Origin of the sequence: Hymenobacter fastidiosus (assembly GCF_039539565.1) — a bacterium.
In the GTDB taxonomy this organism is placed as follows: domain Bacteria; phylum Bacteroidota; class Bacteroidia; order Cytophagales; family Hymenobacteraceae; genus Hymenobacter; species Hymenobacter fastidiosus.
Genome location: NZ_BAABDJ010000035.1, coordinates 68,096 through 91,147, shown reverse-complemented (window position 1 = coordinate 91,147; position 23,052 = coordinate 68,096). Strand labels below are relative to the sequence as shown.

At 61.3% G+C, this 23,052-nt stretch carries 14 protein-coding genes; 13 read left to right on the top strand and 1 reads right to left on the bottom strand.

Features of this window, described 5'->3' with window-relative positions:
* Nucleotides 1-53: 53 nt before the first annotated feature.
* The 4 genes from ABD833_RS14680 (at nucleotide 54) to ABD833_RS14665 (ending at nucleotide 5,134) form a co-directional block, all read left to right on the top strand.
* The gene (locus ABD833_RS14680) at nucleotides 54-1,064 is read left to right on the top strand and encodes a sugar phosphate nucleotidyltransferase (RefSeq protein WP_345073984.1); all 1,011 of its coding nucleotides are present in this window, start codon (nucleotides 54-56) and stop codon (nucleotides 1,062-1,064) included.
* A gap of 108 nt (nucleotides 1,065-1,172) precedes the next feature.
* A complete protein-coding gene (locus tag ABD833_RS14675) occupies nucleotides 1,173-2,978 on the top strand; it encodes a tetratricopeptide repeat protein (protein ID WP_345073983.1) in 1,806 nt (601 codons plus the stop codon).
* Nucleotides 2,971-3,741, top strand: a complete 771-nt coding sequence (gene lolB1 / locus ABD833_RS14670) for a lipoprotein insertase outer membrane protein LolB1 (RefSeq protein WP_345073981.1) — start codon at nucleotides 2,971-2,973, stop codon at nucleotides 3,739-3,741. The genes ABD833_RS14675 and lolB1 overlap by 8 nt, the downstream gene beginning before the upstream one ends.
* Nucleotides 3,725-5,134 carry a murein hydrolase activator EnvC family protein gene (locus ABD833_RS14665; RefSeq protein ID WP_345073980.1) on the top strand — a complete coding sequence of 470 codons (1,410 nt, stop codon included), beginning with the start codon at nucleotides 3,725-3,727 and terminating at the stop codon, nucleotides 5,132-5,134. Before lolB1 ends, ABD833_RS14665 begins: the two co-directional genes overlap by 17 nt.
* Before the next feature lie 416 nt (nucleotides 5,135-5,550).
* On the opposite strand, the gene ABD833_RS14660 is transcribed toward ABD833_RS14665, so the two are convergent.
* Nucleotides 5,551-6,501: a LytTR family transcriptional regulator DNA-binding domain-containing protein gene (locus tag ABD833_RS14660; protein ID WP_345073979.1), complete on the bottom strand. Its 951-nt coding sequence runs from the start codon at nucleotides 6,499-6,501 to the stop codon at nucleotides 5,551-5,553.
* A gap of 345 nt (nucleotides 6,502-6,846) precedes the next feature.
* Between ABD833_RS14660 and ABD833_RS14655 the strand changes: the two genes are divergently transcribed.
* From ABD833_RS14655 to sov, 9 genes are all read left to right on the top strand, one after another.
* Nucleotides 6,847-7,068 carry a Sec-independent protein translocase subunit TatA/TatB gene (locus tag ABD833_RS14655; protein WP_345073978.1) on the top strand — a complete coding sequence of 74 codons (222 nt, stop codon included), beginning with the start codon at nucleotides 6,847-6,849 and terminating at the stop codon, nucleotides 7,066-7,068.
* Between the two features lie 12 nt (nucleotides 7,069-7,080).
* Complete coding sequence (tatA, locus tag ABD833_RS14650) at nucleotides 7,081-7,458, top strand: twin-arginine translocase TatA/TatE family subunit (protein WP_345073977.1); 378 nt, start codon at nucleotides 7,081-7,083, stop codon at nucleotides 7,456-7,458.
* A 6-nt stretch (nucleotides 7,459-7,464) separates the two neighbouring features.
* Nucleotides 7,465-8,901, top strand: a complete 1,437-nt coding sequence (gene gatA, locus ABD833_RS14645) for an Asp-tRNA(Asn)/Glu-tRNA(Gln) amidotransferase subunit GatA (protein WP_345073976.1) — start codon at nucleotides 7,465-7,467, stop codon at nucleotides 8,899-8,901.
* The gene (locus ABD833_RS14640) at nucleotides 8,901-10,874 is read left to right on the top strand and encodes a LysM peptidoglycan-binding domain-containing protein (protein ID WP_345073975.1); all 1,974 of its coding nucleotides are present in this window, start codon (nucleotides 8,901-8,903) and stop codon (nucleotides 10,872-10,874) included. The genes gatA and ABD833_RS14640 overlap by 1 nt, the downstream gene beginning before the upstream one ends.
* Before the next feature lie 52 nt (nucleotides 10,875-10,926).
* Nucleotides 10,927-11,487, top strand: coding sequence for a hypothetical protein (locus ABD833_RS14635; protein ID WP_345073973.1), 561 nt, complete (start codon nucleotides 10,927-10,929; stop codon nucleotides 11,485-11,487).
* Between the two features lie 299 nt (nucleotides 11,488-11,786).
* Nucleotides 11,787-12,077 carry a T9SS type A sorting domain-containing protein gene (locus ABD833_RS19385; RefSeq protein ID WP_425553684.1) on the top strand — a complete coding sequence of 97 codons (291 nt, stop codon included), beginning with the start codon at nucleotides 11,787-11,789 and terminating at the stop codon, nucleotides 12,075-12,077.
* A gap of 276 nt (nucleotides 12,078-12,353) precedes the next feature.
* Nucleotides 12,354-14,624, top strand: a complete 2,271-nt coding sequence (locus tag ABD833_RS14630; protein WP_345073971.1) for an NADP-dependent malic enzyme — start codon at nucleotides 12,354-12,356, stop codon at nucleotides 14,622-14,624.
* 177 nt (nucleotides 14,625-14,801) lie between these two features.
* Entirely contained in the window at nucleotides 14,802-15,407 is a 606-nt protein-coding gene (gene ruvA, locus ABD833_RS14625; RefSeq protein WP_345073969.1) for a Holliday junction branch migration protein RuvA, read from the top strand.
* Nucleotides 15,408-15,439: 32 nt separating this feature from the next.
* Nucleotides 15,440-22,924, top strand: coding sequence for a T9SS outer membrane translocon Sov/SprA (gene sov, locus ABD833_RS14620; RefSeq protein ID WP_345073968.1), 7,485 nt, complete (start codon nucleotides 15,440-15,442; stop codon nucleotides 22,922-22,924).
* The last annotated feature ends 128 nt before the right edge of the window (nucleotides 22,925-23,052 follow it).

The following is a 23,052-nucleotide window of genomic DNA, read 5'->3' as shown; positions in this document are numbered from 1 at the left end:
CCTTCCTAAAGAAACACCCTCCAAAACAACCCCAGCTCCAACCAACTCCTACTATGAAAATTATCGTTCCGATGGCCGGCATGGGCAAGCGCATGCGTCCCCACACGCTCACCGTGCCCAAGCCCCTGATTCCGATTGCCGGTAAGCCCATTGTGCAGCGGCTGGTGGAGGACATTGCCAAAGTATGCGGCGAGCAGGTCGAGGAAGTGGCGTTCATCATCGGACGGTTCGGCGACGCGGTAGAAAAAAGCCTGATTAAGATTGCTGAATCCGTGGGCGCCAAAGGCTCGATTTACTACCAGGATGAGCCCCTGGGTACGGCCCACGCCATCCTGTGCGCCCAGGATTCGCTGAGCGGCCCGCTGGTGGTAGCCTTTGCCGACACCCTGTTCAAGGCCGATTTCACCCTGGACAGCTCCGCCGCCGGCACCATCTGGGTGCAGCGCGTCGACGACCCCAAGCCGTTCGGCGTGGTGAAGCTCGACGCCGACGGCCAGATTACGGACTTCGTGGAGAAACCCCAGGAATTCGTTTCCGACCTCGCCATCATCGGTATCTACTACTTTCAGGATGGCGCCTACCTGCGCGAGGAGCTGCAGTACCTGCTCGACAACGACATCAGGGACAAGGGCGAGTACCAGCTTACCAACGCCCTCGAAAACATGAAGAACAAGGGCACCACCTTCGTACCTGGCCGCGTAACGGAGTGGCTCGACTGCGGCAACAAGGACGCGACGGTCTTCACCAACCAGCGCTACCTCGAATATTTGCAGGAGCGCGGCGAGGAGCTGGTGGCCAAATCGGCCCAGATCACCAACAGCGTCCTCATTCCGCCGGTCTACATCGGCGAAGGGGCCATCATCACCGATTCGGTGATTGGGCCGCACGTGTCGCTGGGCGACCAGAGCAACGTGCGCAGCTCGGTGGTGTCTAACTCCATCGTCCAGCAGTCGGCCACGGTGCTGCACGCCAACGTGACTAACTCGATGATCGGCAACCATGCCACGGTTGCCGGCACGCCGGATGATCTGAGCCTGGGCGACTACAACACGCTGCGCGTGTGACATTTTTTCCGCTCAGGATGTTAGTAGCGCGGGCGTCTGTCCGTAGAGTTGTTTCTTTGGGATAATTCCTTTCTTAAACGGTCGCGGGTCGTCCGTGCTACTGCATTCATGCGTCGACTTAAGATCACCTTTATTTTTCTGCTGAGCCTGCTGCTGGCTTTGCCGGGGTATGCCCAGCAACCCGCCAGCACGGAGGCTCCGGCGGCCAGACCCGTGAAGCTGAGCCGGCGCGAGCGGAAAGAGCTGGCGCGGCGGGCCGAGCTGGATATTGCCCGGCAGCAGGTGCGGGTTCTTTCCGAGAAGGACCGCGAGATGAGCGAGTCCTTCTTCGTGGAAGGCGTCAAGTTTGTGCTGCTCGAAGACTACAACAAGGCCCTGGAGCGGCTGCTGAAAGCCTACGCCCTGAATCCGACCAACGCGGCCATCAACTACAAGATTGCCGAAACCAACCTGCTTAGCGGCAACTTCAAAGACGCGACTAATTTCGCGCTGGTCGCCGTGAAGCTCGACCCCGGGAATTCCTACTATTACCTACTGCTGGCCCAGATCTACGCTTCCCAGAAGCAGTACGACCAGGCCGCCAAAGTCTACACCAGCCTGATTAAGGACGTGCCCGACTCGGGGTACTACCTCTTTAATCTGGCCGATCTGTACATGGCCCAGGGTAAGCTCAATGAGGCGCTGGCGACGTTTGAGCAGGCCGAAAAGCAGTTTGGCCCCCTGGATGAGGTGTCGTTCAAAAAGCAGCAGATTTACCTCAAGCAGAATAACCTCGACAAAGCCCTGCAGGAAGGCGAGGCGCTGATTGCGGCCAACCCCGACGAGGTGCGCTACGTGATTGTGCAGGCCGAGCTCTACGCCTCCAACAACCGCCTGCCCGATGCTATCCGGGTGGCCGAGCAGGCGTTGCGCCAGGACCCGGACAACCCCCAGGCCCGCATGATTCTGGCCGACATCTACCGGCAGCAGGCCAACCCGGCCGAGTCGGAAAAGCAGATCAAGCTGGCTTTCGAAAGCCCCGCGCTGGATATCGACGAGAAAGTGCGCATTCTGCTCGACTACATCAAGCAGCTGCCCAATGCCGTGCTGGGGCAGACGGCCCTGGAGCTGGCCATTATCACCACGCGGGTGCATCCGAAGGAAGCCAAGGCGTGGTCTATTGCCGGCGATATCCAGACCCTGACCGACCATAAGAAGGACGCCCGGGACTCCTACCTGAAAGCCATCAGGCTCGACAACTCCAAGTTTCAGATCTGGCAGCAGGTGGTGCTTATCGATGCCGAGCTGAATCAGGTGGATTCCCTGCTGCGCCATACCACCCGGGCGCTGGAGCTGTTTCCCAATCAGGCCCCGCTGTGGTACTATAACGGCGTGGCGCTGATGCTCAACAAACAGACGGCCAAAGGCATCAGGGCCCTGGAATATGGCCGGAAGCTGGCCCTCGACAACCCCGAGCTGCTGGTCCAGATTGACACCCAGCTCGGCGACGCCTACCACGAAATGAAAGACCACGCCCGGTCGGATGCGGCCTACGACGCGGCCCTGGCCTTTGATGCCAACAATGCCCAGGCGCTGAACAACTACAGCTACTTCCTGTCGTTGCGCGGGGAAAAGCTCGACAAGGCCAGGGAAATGTCGGGCAAGCTGGTGAAGCAGTTTCCCGACAACGACACCTACCTCGACACGTATGCCTGGGTGCTCTACAAGCTCAGAGACTATACGGGGGCCCGGACGAATCTGGAAAGAGCCCTTAAAACGACCAACGACGCCACCGTGATTGAGCATTACGGCGACGTGCTGTTTCAGCTGGGCGAAAAAGACCGGGCCCTGACCGAATGGCAGCGGGCCAAAAAAATAGGCGGGGCATCAAATCAGATTGACCGCAAAATCAAAGACAGTAAGCTGTATGAATAAGTGCTTTTCGCTGGTGCTGCTGTGGGGGGCACTGGTACTGGGAGGCTGTAGCGCCAAACTGGTACCGACCAAATCAGCCCGGGCTACCACGCCAGCCAAAGCCGCCGAAATGGTGAAGGCCACCAACGTAAACTTCCGCTACCTGAAAGCGAAGGGCAAGATCAACGTGGATGCGCCGGGCCTGCAGCAAACGGCTAATCTGAACCTGCGCATGCGCAAGGACAGCGTGATCTGGCTGTCGGTATCGTTGGGTATTGAGGGCATCCGGGCCTACATCACCCGCGACTCTATCCAGGTGCTCAACAACCTGCAGCGCGAGTACTACGCCGGCAACTTCACCTACCTGAGCGAGCGGCTCAACGTGCCTATCACCTTCGAGCAGGTGCAGGCGGCACTGCTGGGCAACTACCTGAGCGCCCCGGCCGGTTCCGCCCCTACTATTACTACGGCGGCGACCACTCAAACCGTAGAGTTCAGCCAGGCCAGTGTGCTGGTGACCCAGCTTATTGAGCTGGCCCGGGGCCGGGTGAGCCAGCTGGCGGTGGTAGATTCCAAAACCCAGAACAAGTTTTCGGCGGATTACTCCGACTTCCGGCCCCTCGACAATTCTCCGCTGCAGTTTGCCTATACCACCCTGGTGAAGTCGCAGCCCGCAACCGGAGCAGCCGCCACCCTCACCATCAACTACCGCAACGTCGACATCGACAAAGAGCGGTTGATGTTCCCTTTCTCGGTTCCCAAAGGCTATGCGCGGAAAAAGTAGCGGCGCGGTAGCGGTCCTGTTGATCCTGCTGGTGCTGTGCGGGCCGGGGAACCTCACTCAGGCGCAGCAGCGCAAGCGTACCCGGACAGCCACCAGCACCAGGAAAAGCAAAACCCAGCTGGAGCGGGAGCGGCGGACTAACCTGCGCCGCATTCAGGAAACGAGCCGTATTCTGGCGCAGACCCAAAAGCAGAAGCAGGCGTCGCTGGGGCAGCTCAATGCCCTGAAGGAAAAGCTGACGGTGCAGAAGAGCGTCATCAGGACGATTTCGTCGGAGCTGAAGTACCTTGAATCGGATGTGCGGCAGACCACAACGCAGGTGCAGCAAACCCAGCAGAGCCTGGTTCAGCTGAAAGCCGAGTACGCCCGGCTGATTTATGCCTCGGCCAAAACGGCGAACAGCTACAACCGCATCATGTTCCTGTTCGCGGCCGACTCGTTCAACCAGCTCATGCTGCGCCTGCGCTACGTCCGCCAGTATTCGGAAGTACGGCAGAAGCAGGCGGCCCAGATCACCAGCACCCAGCAGCATCTGAGTAGCCAGCTCACCGGCCTCACGGTGAAGAAGCAGGAGAAAAGCTCTCTGCTGACCACCCAGGTGGCCGAAAGCCGAAACCTGCTCACCCTCAAAACCCAGCAGGACCAGGTTGTTACCAAGCTCAGCCAGCAGGAAGAAGGCCTGCGGCAGGAGCTGGCCGCCCGCCAGCAGGCCGTCAGCCGCCTCGACAATCTGATTGCGGTGCGGGTGCGGGAAGAAATTGCCCGCGCCGCCCGCGCTGCCCGGGCTATGGCCGCCCGCAACGCGGCCAAAGCCGCTACCGCCCGCGCCACTCCGCCCACGACCACCCGCCGCCCGGCGGAATCGTCTGACCGCGCCACCCCCGGCACGACCGCCGCCACGCCGGAGGCTCCCGCGGAGGAGGCCCCGGCCACGCGTACCGACCGGGTGGCGCTGACGCCGGAAACGGCGGTACTGTCGTCGTCGTTTGCCGATAACCGGGGCCGGCTGCTGTGGCCCGTGGGTCGCGGATTTATCTCCCAGCGCTTTGGCCGTCACTCCCACCCCGTGCTCAAAAACGTCATCGTCGAAAACCGCGGGGTCGACATTCAAACCGGCGCCGGCGAGCCCGTGCGGGCCATTTTCGACGGCAAGGTGCTGACCGTAGCCAGCATTGCCGGCATGAACAACATCGTTATGATCCAACACGGCGAGTACTTCACCGTGTACGCCAGGCTGCGGGGCGTGAGCGTCACGGAAGGCCAGCAGGTGAAGATGCGCCAGCAGATCGGAACGGTGTATACCAGTGCGGAAGGCACGTCGGAACTGCAATTCCAGGTGTGGCGCAACAGCTCCAACCTGAACCCGGAAAACTGGCTGAGCCGTAACCGTTAATCCCTGATTCTCGCTGATCAGATTGATTGCGCTGATTTCTTTCCCTCCACTTGGCAAACTGTGGGCTCTCAAACCCGGGCCGACCCGCCCGGCCGGACCAACGCCTTATGTGGTCCGGCCGGGTGGCCCGGGGAATAAAAAATCAGTGCAATCAGCCTGATCAGCGGAAATCAGTGATCAAAAAAAACACCGTACAACGCACGGTGCCTTTCTGAGCTATGAAAACAAACTTAGCTACCAGCCCGTGGCGGACTCCGCAGAAGTACTTTAACGTGTTCTTCCGGGAGTCTGTCATTCTCCGGTAACATGACGAAAGATAGGGGCAGGCCTATCTAAATGCTACTAAATTCGCTGAATGCGGTTTTTCTCTCGGTGAAGAGCAACATTACTGCTGCTCCCGTTGGCCGGAGCTGAAATTACACCAGGTTAAGACGGCTCAGCAGAGCGGCTTTGTAGGAGCTGCCAATGGGCACTGGCAGCAGATTGGCCGTATGCTCCGTACTGCGCCCCGTATCCACTACCACCGCGTCAGCCTCAATGGCGGTGATGCGGTCCAGCCGCACAATATACTTGCGGTGAACCCGGGCAAACTCCCGCACGGGCAGCTTGGTTTCCAGCTCCTTCATGGTCGTGTATACGGTATGCCGCTCCCGGCCCGCATAGATGTTTACGTAGTCGCCCAGGGCTTCCACGTAGCGGATATCGGCGGTATGCACGCGCACCAGCTTGTGGTCCTGCTTGATAAAAATTTCCGTACGACTGCCCATATACAGCGACTCCGCCGTGTCGTTGGCCATCCGCAACAGGCCTTCCAGTTTGGTTTTTTCCTGTTCCAGCTGTAAGCGGGCCCGGCGCAGCTCCAGGTGCGACACCACTTCCCGGGCCAGGATCCGCAGGGCTTCCCGCTGCGCCTCCGTCAGCCGATGGGGTACCGTATCAACAGCGCAGATAGTGCCAATTGGAAACCCTTCCGGGGTGATCAACGGAGCGCCGGCATAAAACCGGATGCGCGGATCGTCCACCACCATAGGGTTGGTCTGGAAGAAAGAGTCTTTCGAGAGATCCTCGATTTCCATAATGTCCTCGGCCATCATTCCGTAGTGGCAGAAAGACGTCTTCCGGGGCGTACTATCGCCGCCCTGGAAACCGATGGAAGCCTTGAACCACTGTCGGTCAGCATCAATCATCGACACCATGGAGGTCGGGGTGCCGCAGATATAAGCCGCTAACCGCACCAGGTCGTTGAAGATATCTTCCGGGGGCGTATCCAGAATCTGATAGTTGCGTAACGCTTCCAGCCGCTCTGTTTCGTCGATAGTCCGGAGGGAGAGACCCGGCACGGGCGGGAAGGGCGGAGAAGGGGGCATCTTTACAGACATGGCCAGAAAAGAAAGCTCGGCTTCCTCAACAAAGCAGGGACGCTTGTGCCGGAGCCGGGCTGGTGCAGTTAAAGTACGACGAGCAAAATCGGAATCCTTCTCTTCGCCTGGCAGGAATCCTGAATCTGCCGGTAAAGTAAGCCTTGTACGCGTTGAACAACTTCCAGGGCTACGCAATCCGAAACAACCCGGATTGCGGCCCCCGGCAGAACTGTTGGCTTTGCCGGCTGCCGGAACTGTTTTGGAAATTATCGGGTACCTTTACAATCCTGAATGGAGCAAACCCGCGTATACAAGCCTTTGCACCCTAAAATGGCCCCGGGCCACTTCCCAATGACACTCGCCTCCCTTTTTCTGATCGGCAACTTCGGTACCACCGAAATTCTGCTGATCGTATTTGCCATCATTTTGTTGTTTGGCGCCAAGCGTATTCCCGAGCTGGCCAAAGGGCTGGGCAAAGGTATCCGCGAGTTCAAGGACGCCTCCAAGGACGACAAGCCGGAATTCCATGACCGGCCCGTTAACCCGAACGACCCGAACCAAACCCGCCTGTAACCCCTCTCAATCATGCAGACTCCCCTTCTGTTCTTAGGCGACCTGGGCGGCGGCGAAATCATGCTGATCGTGGTCGTTATCCTGATTTTCTTCGGGGCCAACAAGATTCCGGAGCTGGCGCGGGGCCTGGGTAAAGGCATCCGCGAGTTCAAGGACGCGTCCAGCGAAATCCGCAACGAATTCGAAAACGCCGGCCGGCCCACGCCGCCACCCTACAACCCCACCCCGGCTTACCAGGCCCCGGCTCCGGCAGCACCGGTGGCAACCGAAAATTCCTTAGTTTCGGACGCTCAGCCCGTAGCTCCGGCTTCGATTACTCCGCCTGCATCCGGCGGTAGTACGCCGCCTCAGCCCGAGCGGCCCCGATTTGACCAAATGACTAACGAATAGCACCACTTGAGACGGTTTAATTCTCTTACGGAAGTTCACAGCGAGCTGACGGCAGGCACCACCACCTGTCGTCAGCTCGTGGAGTATTATCTGGATAACATCCAGCGTAAAAGCCACCTGAATGCCTTTCTGGAGGTTTTCGCTGATGAGGCCCGCGCCCAGGCCGACGCCGTGGATGCCAGGCTGGCGGCCGGGACGGCCGGCAAGCTGGCCGGCATGGTTATCGGCCTGAAGGACGTGCTGGCCTACAAGGACCACGCCCTGCAAAGCAGCAGCCACATCCTCGATGGCTTCCGGAGTCTGTATACCGGCTCGGCCGTGCAGCGGCTGCTCGATGAGGACGTGATCATAATTGGCCGCCAGAACTGCGATGAGTTTGCCATGGGGGCTTCCAACGAGACCTCCTATTTCGGGCCCGTCCGCAATGAGGCTGACCCGGAACGCGTATCCGGGGGTTCCTCGGGTGGTTCGGCCGTAGCCGTGCAGGCCGATTTGTGCCTGGCCTCGATTGGCTCCGACACCGGCGGCTCGGTGCGGCAGCCGGCGGCGTTCTGCGGCATCATCGGCTTCAAGCCCACCTACTCGCGCATTTCCCGCTACGGTCTGGTGGCCTATGCCTCGTCGTTCGACCAGATCGGAACCCTCACCCGCTCGGTGGAAGACGCCGCCCTGCTGCTACAGGTAATGGCCGGGGCCGACGACTTCGACAGCACCGCCAGCCAGCAGCCGGTACCGGCATACAGCGAGCTGCTCACCCCCGCGCCCCACTACCGCATCGGCTACATCCGCGACACGATGGAGCGGCCGGGCCTGAACCCGGAAATAAAAGCGGCCGTGGAAGGGGTGCTCGATACCCTGCGCGACCAGGGTCACGTGGTAGATGCCGTTGATTTCCCCTACCTCGACTTCATCGTGCCCTCCTACTACATCCTGACTACCGCGGAGGCCAGCTCCAACCTGAGCCGCTTCGATGGAGTGAAGTATGGCTACCGCGCCCCCGATGCTACGGATCTGGAGTCGTTGTACAAGAAAACCCGCGCCCAGGGCTTCGGCCCCGAGGTGCAGCGCCGTATTCTGCTGGGTACCTTCGTGCTGTCGGCCGACTATTACGACGCTTACTACACCAAGGCCCAGAAAGTCCGGCGGCTGATCAAGGAGAAAACCGACGAGCTGCTCCGGCAGTACGACTTCCTGGTGCTGCCGACCACGCCCACCACGGCGTTCCGCATCGGCGAAAACGAGAAGGACACCCTGGCCATGTATCTGGCCGACATCTTTACGGTGCAGGCGTCGCTGGCGGGCGTACCGGCTATTTCGGTGCCCGCGGGTACCGATTCGGCCGGCCTGCCCATCGGGGTCCAGATGCTGAGCGGCGCGTTCCGCGAAGAACATCTGCTGGCTTTCGCGAAGTCGGTCACCGAAACCCTTACCCCCGCTATGTGATGAGAAGGTCGTTGGGTCGGATTACTTTGCTGCTGCTGCTGGCGGCCGGTGCCCGCCCCGTGGCGGCGCAGGTCCAGCCCCCGCTGAATCCGGATCTGCTCAACGACTCGGCCCACGTGCAGCTCCGCCTCCCGCCCGATTCGCTGGTGGCGGAGCCCCTGCCCGCCGCGCCCGACTCGGCTAGGCTGGTGTGGCTGCAAACTCCACCCGAGCTGCGCGACCTGGTTGCCGACCGCGTAAACTGCTTCGACACCGACGTACCGCACGTGTTCAACAACACGGTGATGAGCTTCGTGAACTACTTCACGGTGCGCAACCGGGCCTATACCCAGCGCATTCTGGAGCGGCAGAACCTGTACTTTCCGCTGTTTGAGAAGTACCTCGCCAAGTACCACCTGCCCCAGGATCTGAAGTATCTGGCGGTGGTGGAGTCGGCGCTGCTGCCCACGGCCCGCTCCCGGGTGGGAGCCGTCGGGCTCTGGCAATTCATGGGCCCTACGGCCGGCGACCTGAAGCTGGTGCGCAACGAGTATATCGATGAGCGGATGGACCCCGAGAAGTCCACCGAAGCGGCGTGCAAGTACCTGCGGGATTTGTACCGGCAGTTCGGCGACTGGGAGCTGGTGCTGGCGGCCTACAACTGGGGCAGCGGCCACCTGAGCCGGGCCATGAAGCGCACCGGCACGCGCAATTTCTGGGCCCTGTATCCTTCCCTGCCCAAAGAGACGCGCAACTACGTGCCCACGTTCACGGCCCTGCTCTACACCATGCAGTACGCCACCGAGCACAACCTGCATTCCGACGAGCTGCACTACCAGTATCCCGAGCCCACCGATACCCTCCTGATTTCGGGCCGCTCCCTGGACCTGCGCAAGTTCTCGGCCCAGTTCGGCCTCGACTCCGGCGCTATTCAGAAGCAGAACCCGGCCATCCGCAAAACCTACCTGCCGGCCAGTGCCCGCGCCTATACCCTGTTGGTACCGCAGTGCGTAAGCGTCGAAATGGCGGCCCTGGACCGCAATACGGTGCTCGATTTCTGCCAGGTGACGCTGCCGCCACCGGCCCCTCTGATGCCCGTAGCCCCGGCCCTGACCGCGTCGGACTCGACCCAAACGCTGGTTGCGGCGGCTGAGCACGCGCCGACCGACAAGCCCCGTGCCCGGCGCGTGCGCCATACCGTGCGGCGGGGAGAAAACCTAGCCGCCGTGGCGAAACGGTTCGACGTTACGCCCGCCCAGATCCGCCGCTGGAACGACCTGCCCGCCAAAAAGCCTTTGCTTGCGCGGCAGCAGTTGGTGCTGTTTCTGCCCGCCGCCGTAACCGAAGCCGCGGCCCAGGCAGCCGGGCGCAAACCCCCGATTCCGGCCCGTTTGCCTCTGCCGGCTGATAAAGTGACGGTGGCAGTTGCGCCGGAGAAACTACGGGAAGATTCGGGGGCTCCGGACCAGCTGGCCGATGTACCCGGGTCGGCCCTGACGAAAGCAGTTGCGGTTGCCCCGCGGACCGCTAAAATTGCCCGCGAAGCAGCCGTGGCAACCACCGATCCGGGCGTAACCGATGACAGCTTACTGGCTGCCTACATCGTGCGCCGGGGCGACTACCTGACCAAAATTGCCCGCGAGCGGGGCCTGCTGGTGGCGCAGATCACAGCCTGGAACAAGCTCACTGCCGAAACCCTGGTGCCGGGCCAGAAGCTGATCTTCACCGCGCCGACCGCAACCGAACCGGCCACGCTGACCACGACGGCCTCGGTCACGCCGCCCAAAGCCCGCCGGGTCGCGGCGGCGGCCGCGCCGAAACCAGCCCTGCCGCCCCTGACGCTGCCCCGAACCCACCTCGTGCAGCCCGGCGACACGCTCTACAACATCTCCCGCCGCTATCAGGGCGTGACGGTGGATCAGCTCCGCAAGCTCAACAACCTCAAATCCGACGAGGTGAAGCCCGGGCAGCAGCTGGTGATAGTGCAGAGCTAATTTTCCTTCCCAGCGCAAGCAAGGCAAAGGCACCCGTGATGGGTGCCTTTTTTTGATTGTTCAAACATCTAAGCTGATTGCTGAAAATAGCACTCTGCTGGCGTGCGACCAGCCTTTTAGCTCCTCCAAGAAACCAAAAAACGCTGATCTAGAAGGTCAGGCAGCTCTATATTCTGGCTTTGCTTTCAAGTTGCATTACCCCGGAATACTTGTATCGTTGCCACCGTTCTCGGCCGCCGCCCGCACCTGTTCCTTTACCGCGCCGGGCCGGCTCTGCCTCACCTACACACCTGTTGCCCCTGTTTCACGCGCTACACCGCTGCCGCTTCGGTGGCCGGCTCCGCTGTGTACCTGGGGCTTTTTGTTGCACTTTTTTTCACCTTTTTCTTCTCTCGCCACGAAAACACCCCTTGTTCTGCTCTTTACGCTCGGGTTGCTCAGCGCGGCGGCCTGCAAAAAAGAAACTGAAGTGGACGCGCTGCCCAAAGCTACCCAGGAGGGCAAGCACACCTTCGGCTGCCTTGTGGATGGCAAAGCATTCGTCCCTAAACCTAACCAGGGTATTTCTAGCAGCACCCGCGAACCTCTCGAAGCCAGATTAACCGCACTATAAAATGGAGGGCCGATTTGAGGCGTTGAAGGCAGTTTCGCAGAATGGCCAAGCTGCTTTTGAACAAGATTCCTGTGTTTCTAAAAAAGCAAAGGGCCTTCTGAATCAATAGGAGCATGTCGGCTCTACATAGTGCGGTTCATCTGCTCTCGAAGCTTATATATACCGCACTGATCTACTAATTTCTGCAAGAGGCACTGGATATGTGGACTTTGCTCTACGTAATGCTTCGCAACCTGGCACCAAGGCAAACGCATGAACATTGAGCACTAGCGTTTCCAGCAACTGGCGGTTTCGGCTGCATAGTCTGCCGCGAAACGGCACCAGCTCCGCAGCCCGCGCCCATAGCGGCGCTGTACCCAAATCCCGCCGATGGTGAAGTGCTGCTGACGCCAAACTTTGATAAGGCAGCCGCAGTATCGACCAGCTTTCAAACCACTGTCTATGACGGGCAAGGTCATTTGGTAATAGAGCCGACTGCTGCCCAGCCCACCTTGCGCCTGCGCACTGCAACCTGGCAGCCGGGGCTCTATCAAGTCGTTATCCGTCAGGGCCAGCGGGTATCGCGCCAACAGCTTAGCATACAGCATTAGCGCATTTTCAGAATCCAGCCGGAGCGGTAGAATGACGAGCGAAACTCCCCGGACGTCTCAGGTCTGAGGACCCGGCAGGTGGGTAACAGCTCTTGTTTACCAGCGTTTTTGAGAAGCGTAAATCCCCTTTGCCCAACCGTGGCAGTAGCGCCCCAACCAGCAATGGCTTGGGGCGTTATCGTGCCGGGCAACCCGGGGCCAACTTTGATTCCGGCCAAATTCGCCCCAACTTGCCTTACGAGTACCCGCGCGCGTACCCCACCCTTTGCTCCTCCCATGCTCAAAATAAACAAACAGGAAGCCCTCGACTACCACTCCCAAAGCCCCGCCGGCAAGATTGAAGTCGTGCCCACCAAGCCCGTCAGCACCCAGCTCGACCTGGCCCTGGCCTACTCCCCCGGCGTGGCCGAGCCCTGCCTGGCCATTGCTGCCAACCCCGACGACGTATACAAGTACACCGCCAAGGGTAACCTGGTCGGCGTCATCTCCAACGGCACCGCCGTGCTGGGCCTGGGCAACATCGGGCCGGCCGCTTCCAAGCCGGTGATGGAAGGCAAGGGCGTGCTGTTCAAGAAATTCGCCGGCATCGACTGCTTCGACATCGAAATCGACGCCACCGACCCCGACGAGTTTATCCGCATCGTGAAGTCGCTGGAGCCGACGTTCGGGGGCATCAACCTGGAGGATATCAAGGCCCCGGAGTGCTTCGTGATTGAGAAGGCCCTGCGCGAGCAGATGAACATTCCGCTGATGCACGACGACCAGCACGGCACGGCCATTATCTCCTCGGCGGCCCTGCTGAACGCCCTGGAAGTGGTGGGCAAAGCCATCGGCGACATCCGGCTGGTGGTGAGCGGGGCGGGCGCGGCGGCCATTTCCTGCCTGCGCCTGTACCGGGAGCTGGGCCTGAACGTAGCCAACGTCATCGTCTTCGACAAGGATGGCGTGATTAACCGGCAGCGCACCGACCTGGCCGAGCTGCAGATGCAGTTTGCCACCGACAGCCCCATTACCACCCTGGCCGAGGCCATGCAGGGGGCCGACGTATTTCTGGGGCTGTCGGCCGCCAACGTGCTGCCCGCCGAGCTGCTGCTGCTGATGGCCGACAACCCGATTGTCTTCGCCCTGGCCAACCCCAACCCCGAAATTGCCTACGACGTGGCCATGGCCACCCGGCCCGACCTGATTATGGCGACCGGCCGCTCCGACCACCCCAATCAGGTGAACAACGTGCTGGGCTTCCCCTACATCTTCCGCGGGGCGCTGGACGTGCGGGCCACCGAAATCAACGAAGCCATGAAGCTGGCCGCCGTGCAGGCCCTGGCGGAGCTGGCCAAGGAGCCGGTGCCCGAAATGGTGAACAAGGCCTACGGCGACAACACCCTGGCTTTCGGCCGCGCCTACCTCATCCCCAAGCCCCTCGACCCGCGCCTGATTATCACGGTGAGTACCGCCGTGGCTAAAGCGGCCATTGAAAGCGGCTCGGCCCGCCGCATCATCACCGACTGGTTTGCTTACGAAGATGAGCTGCGGGCCCGCCTGGGCGTGAACCAGAAGCTGATGAACCGCATCATCAGCGCCGCGAAGAGCAACCCCAAGCGCGTCGTTTTCGCCGAGGCCGACAACTACAAAATCCTCAAGGCGGCCCAGATCCTGCACGACGAAGGCATTGCCAAGCCCATCCTGCTCGGCAACCGCGCCAAGATCGACAGCATCGCCCAGGCCAACAGCCTCGATCTGGAAGGCTGCCAGATTATCGACATCCTGCAGGAAGATGCCAAGCGCGAGGAATACGCCGGGCTGCTGTTCCAGAAGCGGCAGCGCCGGGGCATCACCATCTACGAAGGCCGCCGCCTGCTCCGGGAGCGGAACTACTACGGCTCGATGATGCTCGAAACCGGCGAGGCCGACGCCTTCATCACCGGCCTCACCAAGGACTACGGCAAGTCCATCATGCCTTCGCTCCAGGTTATCGGGGTCGAAGACGGCGTGCGGCGCGTAGCCGGCATGTACATCATCCAGCACAAGAAGGGGCCGTATTTCTTCGCCGACACCACCGTGAACATTGACCCTACGGCCGAGGAAATGGTAGACATCATCGGCCTCACGGCCCGGGCCGTGCGCTTCTTCGACGCCGAGCCGCGCATTGCCGTGCTGAGCTATTCCAACTTCGGCTCCAACGCCGGCGAGCTGCCCGGCAAGGCCCGCAAAGCCACCGAGCTGGCCAAGAAGCGCTACCCCGACCTGATCCTGGACGGGGAAATGCAGGCTAACACGGCCCTCAGTCCCCAGCTGTTGCAGGAGCATTACCCCTTCAGCGAGCTGGCCGAGAAAGGTGCCAACACCCTTATTTTCCCGAACGTGGTGTCGGGCAACATCGCCTATAAGGTACTCCAGGAAATCGGGGGCGCCGAGGTAATCGGGCCGGTGCTGATGGGCATGCGCAAGCCGGTGCACATTCTGCAGCTGGGTGCCTCGGTGCGCGATATCGTGAACATGACCGCCATTGCCGTCGTCGACGCCCAGACCTACGGGCAGACGCTGTAGACCAGGCCCCGGGCGGGAGCTGACGGGTTTCCCCCGTCAGCTCCCGTTTTTCTTTTCAAAACCCCAGTTTTTGGCGTTAAAAGCCAGTATTTTTGGGATAGAAAACGAGCCGGCGCGTGTTGGCCTGCTACCGCCAGCCCGCCCCGCTGAGCGGTTTTCCCTCCCCTGTATCAGCCTATGATTGCGTATATCGACGGTAAAATAGCCCACAAAGACCCCACCATGGCCATCATGGACGTGAACGGGGTAGGCTACGAAATCAAGATTTCCCTGGCCACTTACGCCAAGCTGCCCGCCGAGGGCGATAAGGCCAAAATCTACACTTTCCAGCACATCAAGGAGGATGCCCACACACTCTACGGCTTTCTCGACCCGAACGAAAAGGCCCTGTTCATGCAGCTGATTTCGGTGTCGGGTATCGGCCCCGGCACGGGCATCATGATGGTGAGCAGCATGAGCGTAGGCGAAATCCGCCACGCCATTGTGCAGGAGGATGTGCGGGCCATTCAGAGCATTAAAGGCGTCGGGCCCAAAACGGCTCAGCGCGTGATTCTGGAGCTGCGCGACAAGATGCGCAAAGACGAGCTGCTGGCTAAAGCCGGCATCGATACGGTGCCGCTGGCCCGGGCGCACAATACCAGCCGCTCCGAAGCGTTAGCCGCCTTAGTGACCTTAGGCTTCGCGCGCACGGCGGCCGAAAAAACCCTGGACCAGATCCAGCACAAGCATGGTAACGACCTGAGCGTAGAGGAATTAATTAAGTTTGCGCTCAAGTCCCATTAGATTTTACGCGGCTTGCCGCCTGATTGCTTCCTTTGAACTCTGGTAAGAAGTTACTCACTGCCTGCGTAGTCATTTTTGCGTCGCTGGGGGCCTGGTGGTCGCAGGCGGCCCCGGCTGGTGCCCATGGCTTCGCCCTGCGTCAGCTGTGGGCCTGGCTGCCTGCCCCGGCGGCCCGCCTGAGGGTGATGATGCCCGATACGCCGCGGGTGGCACTCCCCGATACCAGCCGCTACCGGCCCAGCCGCCGGCCCAGGGTAGCCCCGCAGGACCGCGCCGGCACCCCGTTCTCGCCCCAGCGCCGCCGCTCCCCGCTCATTCTGGGCTTGCCCGGCAACGTGAACCTCAACGTGATGCCCGACGACAGTCTGGAGTACTTCGACATCCGGGAGCGGGTGGGCGCCGACATCGATTACCGCGACCCGAGCCGGATGACCTTCGAGGAGTACTCCGAATGGCAGCAGCGCGAAGCTATCCGGAGCTACTTCCGCACCAAGGCCGCCGGGGGCGTGGCCGGCGGCCCCGAGTCGCCGACGACCAAGCGCCTGATTCCCAAAATCTACCTGGGCCCCATGGCCGACCGCATCTTCGGGGGCAGCTACGTCGATATCCGCCCCAACGGCGCCGTGACGCTGCGCATGGGGGCCCGGTTCAACCGGAACCAGAACCCCACTCTCACGCTACGGCAGCAGAGGGTGGGCGACTTCCAGTACGACCAGACGATGAACCTCAACCTCACCGGCCAGATCGGGGAGAAGCTGAAGCTCACCTTCAACTACGACACCAAGGCGGCCTTCGACTTCGAGAACAACATGAAGCTCGACTACACGGGCTACGAGACTGATATCATCCGCAAGATTGAGCTGGGCAACGTGAGTCTGCCTATTTCCAACTCGCTGATTCAGGGCGGCCAGAATCTGTTCGGGGTGAAAACCCAGCTGCAGTTCGGCCGGCTGGGCGTGACGGCGGTAGCCAGCACCCTGCGCGGCACCGCCGACGAAGTACGGGTGCAGAACGGCGCCCAGAGCCGCAACTTCGAAATCAAGGCCAGCCAGTATGAGCGCGACCGGCACTTCTTCCTGGCGCACTTCTTCCGCGAGCGGTACGACGCGGCCCTGCGCAACCTGCCCACGATTCAGTCGGGGGTGGAAATCCGCCGCCTGGAAGTGTACGTGACCAACGACAACCGCTCGGCCGAAAACCTGCGCAACGTGGTAGCGCTCCAGGATCTGGCCGAGCCGGTGCGGGTATACCGCCCCAAGTTCAGCGTGAACCAGCGCCGCGCGGCCGCCGACAACAAGATCAACCCGGAATTTGCCACCCTGATTCAGGGCGGCGCTACGGCCCGCAACGACCTGACGGTAGACAACTTCCTGCAGCAGCCCGGCGGGCTGAGCCTGACCAAAAGCGTGGACTACGAGCGGGTGCGGGCGCGTAAGCTCGACCCCCGCGAGTACACCTTCAACGCCCAGCTGGGCTACCTCTCGCTGAACACCACCCTGCTGCCCGAGCAGGTGCTGGGGGTTTCCTACGAGTATATCTACAACGGCCAGACCTACAAGGTGGGCGAGCTGCAGGGCGACTACAACAGCCTGACCCAGGAACAGGTGATTTTCCTGAAGCTGCTGAAGGCCACCAACCCTGGCATAGGGCTGGCCGACCCGACCGTGAATCCCGGTAATCTGAACCTGCAGACCCGGAATCTGCCGACCTGGGATCTGATGATGAAAAACATCTATCCGCTCAACGCCAACCAGCTCAACCGCGACAATTTCCAGCTGCAGATAGTTTACAAAGACGACGCGACGGGCGTCGATCTGATTTCGCTCAAGGAAGGGGAAAAGATCAAAAACCGGCCCCTGATTGAGGTGCTCAACCTCGACAACGTAAACCCCAACAACGACCGCAACCCCGACGGCAACTTCGACTTCTTCCCCGGTACTACCATCGACCCGGACCTGGGCAAGGTTATCTTCCCGGTGGTGGAGCCCTTCGGCAGCTACCTGCGGGCCCAGTTCGACACCACGGGCGTAAATGGCGCGGCCGAGCGGGAGCTGGTGCGCAAATACGTGTATCAGGCGCTCTACAACCAGACCCAGAGCGACGCCCAGCAGATTCAGGAGAAGGATAAGTTCTTCCTGCGCGGCCGGTTTCAGGCCACGGCCACCGACGAAATCAGCCTGCCCGGTATCGGTATTGCCGAGGGGTCGGTGCGGGTGCGCTCGGGCAGTACCCTGCTGGAGGAAGGCCGCGACTACCAGGTGTTCTACGATCAGTCGAAGGTGAAGATCCTGAACCCGAGCTACCTCAACTCGGCCAACGAGCTGCGGGTGGAATTCGAGAAGAATGCCCTGGTGCAGGTGCAGCCCCGCAACCTGCTTGGCGCCCGCTTCGACTACCGGCTTAATCCGGACGTCAACTTCGGCGCTACGGTGCTGCACCTGCGCGAAAACCAGGCGCCGGGCATCAACCGCGTCAACATCGGCGACGAGCCCGGCAACAATACCATCTACGGCTTCGACGTGAACGTGCGCCGCGAGTCGCGGGCCCTGACCAAGTACCTGGACTTCCTGCCCCTGATTTCGACCAAGGAACCATCGTCGGTTTCCTTCAGCGGGGAAATTGCCCAGCTGGTACCGAGCCGCTCCCGGCTGGGCCGGGGCGAAGATGGCGTATCCTACATCGACGATTTCGAGAATGCCCGCACGCCCTATTCGCTGGGGGGCCTTAGCTCGGCTACCGTCTGGCGGCTGGCCGCCACGCCCCTGGCCGTACCCGGCGGCACCCAGCTGGGCCTGCCTTACGCCTTCAACCGGGCCAAGCTGGCCTGGTATACCGTCGACCAGAGCTACTACACCGGCGGCCCCAGCAAGCCGGGCAACATCAGCGACGCCGACCTGCGCAACCACTACACCCGGGGCGTTAAGCGCACCGAGATATTCCCCAACCGCGACGTCGGCGCTACCGGCAACGGGTTTGAGTACACCCTCGATCTGGCTTATTTCCCCGGCGAGCGGGGCCAGTACAACTACAACCCGGCCGTGTCGGCCGACGGCAAATTCCTGAACCCGAACAACACCCCCCTGAACCTCGACAACTACGGGGGTATCAGCCGCGAAATCACCTTTGATACCGATTTCGACAACGCCAACGTGGAGTACATGGAGTTCTGGCTCATGGACCCCTTCATCAAGAGTGCCAACGGGCGGGTGGTCGACTCGGAAAATGCCCCGATCAACAACACCACCGGCGGCGACCTGTACCTGAACCTGGGCTCGATTTCGGAGGACGTGCTGCGGGACGAAAACCAGCACGAGTTCGAAAACGGGCTGCCCGACGGGGCCAGCATCACGGCCCAGGACGTGCGGCAGACCATCTGGGGTACCGTCACCCGCCAGCAGTTCCTCACCGATGCGTTCAGCGCTTCCCCGGGAGGCCGGGTTCAGCAGGACATCGGCCTCGACGGCCTGACCGACGACCAGGAAAAAGCGTTTTTCGCCCAGACCAGCCCCCAGTACGGCGCCATCGGCGACCCTTCGGCCGACAACTTCCGCCACCACCTCGACGCGGCCTACGACCAGGCCGACACCAAGATCCTGGGCCGCTACAAGCAGTATAACGGCCTGGAGGGCAACTCGGCCGAGAACAGCCAGCTCAGCTCCACGGCCTTCCCCGATAAGGAAGACCTGAACCGCGACAACGTTATTTCCGATACCGAGCGCTACTACGAGTACCGCATTCCACTCCAGCCCAACAACCTGGTGGTGGGCCAGAACTACGTCGTCGACAAAATCACCAACAACATCAACGGCGACCAGGTGTCGTGGTACCAGTTCCGGATTCCCATCCGGCAGCCGTCGGCGGTACGCGGGGCCCCGGCGGAATTTGGCTTCAAGTCGATCCGGTTTCTGCGCATGTACCTCACCCACTTCGCCGAGCCGGTGGTGCTGCGCATGGCCCAGCCCCAGTTTGTGGCCAACCAGTGGCGCCGCTTGCTGAGTCCGATTACCGAAGGTGGCCGTCCCTGCGTCGGCTGCGGTCCGGATCAGACTCCGTTTACCATCTCAACGGTAAGCCTGGAAGAAAACGGGCTGTCGGCCGTGGCGGGCAAGGGCACTATTCCCTACGTGCTGCCCCCCAACATTGAGCGCGACCGGGAGTTCGGCTCCAGCACCGTGAACCGCCAGCAGAACGAGCAGTCGTTGCGCCTGTGCGCCGAAGACCTGCTCGATGGATTTGGCAAAGCGGCCTACAAGAACGTCAGCATCAACATGCTGCGCTACAAGCAGCTGCGGCTGTTTCTGCACGCCGAAAGCGAGAACAACAGCGCCCGCGATGGGCAGGTGCAGGCGTTTGTCCGCATCGGCACCGACTACACCCAGAACTACTACGAGTACCTGCTGCCGCTGATCGTCACCCGGCCGGGCGCTACCACGCAGAGCGAGATCTGGCCCGCTAAAAACGAGATAAAGATTTCCTTCCAGGAATTCATCGATGCCAAGTCGGAGCGCAACAAGGCCGGGGCCAGCTTTTTGCTGCCCTTCATCAAAACCCTGCCCAACGGCGCCCAGATTAAAGTGGTGGGCAACCCCGATTTCAGCACCGTGCAGGGCGTGCTGATCGGCATGCTGAATCCGGGGGACGACGGCGGGGCCAAGTCGCTTTGCCTGTGGGCCGATGAGTTCCGGGTGTTTGACTTTGACCGGGAAAACGGCTGGGCGGCCACGGCCCGCTTCAACACCAAGCTGGCTGATCTGGCCAACATCACGGCCACCGGCAGCTTCACCTCGGTGGGCTTTGGCGGCCTGCAGGACAAGCTGGCGCAACGCTCGCTCGACAACATCGTGCGCGGCGACCTGAACGCTACCATAGCCGGCGACAAGTTTCTGCCCGAGAAGCTGGGGCTGCGCATTCCGGTACTGCTGCAAACCGGCCACGAAAGCCGGGCCCCCCGCTACGACCCGCTGGACCCGGATACGGAGCTGACCCAGTCGCTGGAGAAGTTTGAAACGGCCGGCGACAAAGCGGCCTACCGCAAAGCCGTTGTCGATCAGACCACCAGCCGCAGCGTGAGCGTGCTGAACGTGCGCAAGGAGCGCACCAACCTGGAAAAGAAGCCGCGGCCCTACGATGTGGAGAACCTGGCCCTGAGCTACACGCTCACCGAGCGGCTGCACACCGATATCCGCACCAACCGGGATTTCACCCAGACCTATAATGCGGCCGTAGCCTACCTCTACCAGACCACGCCCAAGAACTACACGCCGCTGGCCAGGATCAAAGCGCTGGATTCGCCTTACCTCAAGATCTTCCAGGAAGTCAACTTCACGCCCCTGCCCAGCCGGTTCTCCTTCCGGACCGATCTGGACCGGCGCTACAACGAGCGGTTTCTGCAGCGCACCCAGGAACCCGGCCAGGTGCCGACGACGGCCGGCATTCCGGGTATTTTCCAGAAAAGCCTGTTCGTCAACCGCATCTACGACCTGAAGTGGGACCTGACCAAAAGCCTGATTTTTGACTACACGGCCAACAACCGCTCGGTGGTAGATGAAGGCGTGGGCCGCAGCATCGGCAGCGGCGACACGGCCCGCGTCAACCGCCAGCTGCTGCGCAACAACCTGTTCCGCACCGGCGGCCGGACCACCAACTTCAACCAGACCGTCGCGGTGACGTACCGGCTGCCGCTGGACAAATTTCCCCTCACCGACTGGATTTCGGCCGATACGCGCTACGCGGCCAACTACACCTGGGAGGCTGCCTCCACGGCCTTGCGGGCCCCGGTGAATCCGACCAACCTGGACGATACCACCACGACGCGGCTTAACCTGGGCAACACCATTCAGAACAACGCGGAAATCAGCGTCAATGGCAAGATTGACCTGGTGAAGCTCTACAACAAAGTGCGCTTCCTGAACATCATCAACAACGCCGTGCCCCCCGGCGAAGAAAGCAAAGCCGACCGCAACCGGGCTCCCCGCAAAGGCCGGCTGCCCACCATGGGGCAGCCCGGCGCCGATGCGGCGGCGGACCCCGCCCCGAAAGACTCGGTTAAGGGCCCGGAACTGCGGGCGCTGAAAGCCGTGCTGCGGTCGCTGATGACGGCCCGGTCACTGAACTTCACGTACGTGCGCAGCTCCGGTACGCTGCTGCCCGGCTATCTGCCGCAAACCAGGTTCTTCGGCCTCAACGACCAGTTTGATGCGCCTGGGGTGCCGTTCATTCTGGGTCAGCAGTCGGACCTGGACGGGCTGTTTGAGCAGGCCTACGGCAACGGCTGGTACACCGACCGGAGCGACTTTCTGAACACGCCGCTCAGCGCCCTGCTCACCGAAACCCTCACGCTGCGTACGGCCCTGGAACCGTTCCGCGACTTCAACATCCAGCTGGACGGGCGCTGGAACAAGATCCGCAACCGGGAAGTATTCTATCGTTTGCCCGTGGATACGGCCACGCTGGCCCCTTTCCCCGGCAGCATTCCCACTGCCAGTCAGGCTCTGGGCAACGGCTCGTTCAGTACCTCCATCATCACCATCCAGACGCTGTTTGGCGACCGGACCGAAAAGGGGCAGATTTCGAAGGCTTTCGACCGCTTCATTACCAACCGGGGCCAGGTGCTGGAACGGCTGCGCACGGCTAACCCTATAACGGCGGACCCCGCCAACGTGCCTTTCGGCTACGGCTACAATTCCCAGGATGTGCTGCTGCCCGCTTTCCTGGCGGCCTACCAGGGGAAATCGTCGGATGGGTATAAGGCGAAGAAGTTCAACCCCTTCGACTTGCTGCCGATTCCGAACTGGCGCATCGACTACAATGGGCTGGCGGAGCTGCCCTTCGTGAAGCGCTACTTCCGTTCCATTACGCTGAACCATGCTTACTCTTCCACCTACAGCATTGCCAGCTACACTACTTCCACGCAATACCTGAAGGAGCCCACTGCGCTTTCCAGTGAGCTCAATGCCAGCGGGCAGCTGATCCCCTACTACGCTATCGGCCAGGTCAGCATCGCCGAGCGGCTCTCGCCCCTGATTGGCGTCAACTTTCAGACGCTGCAGAAAGTAACCGGCCGGCTGGAGTATCGCACCGAGCGGGCCGTGGGGCTGAACACCACCAATGCCCAGGTTACGGAACTGCATTCCCAGGAGCTGGTAGTGGGCTTCGGCTACGCGACCAACCGGCTCAGGCTCCCGTTCCGCATTGGCGGCGAGCAGAAGGTGCTGCGCAACGAGCTGACGGCCCGGCTGGACCTGTCCATCCGCGACAACTCGACCGTTCAGCGCACCATTGAAGGCTCGGTCGACCCGGCGCTGAACGTAGCGGGCGACGTGGGCCGCTCCAGCAGCCTGACCACTAATGGCACCCGCCAAATGCAGCTCCGCCCCACCATCGACTACACCCTCAATCAGCGGCTGAATCTGCAGCTGTTCTTCTCCCGTACCGTTACCGATCCGCGGGTGCAGAACTCGTTTAAAAACTCCGCCACGGAAGGCGGCGTTCAGCTCCGCTACAGCCTTTCCCAGTAACTTATGGCCGGTTGGGTGGTTGCAAGCTACCGGGGCGAACAGCGCTTTTTTCCGGGCGTTACGCTGCGCGACGGTGGATTTAGCCATTTATCGCGCCAACGCGTACTTTTGGCTTCTACTAGAGGTTC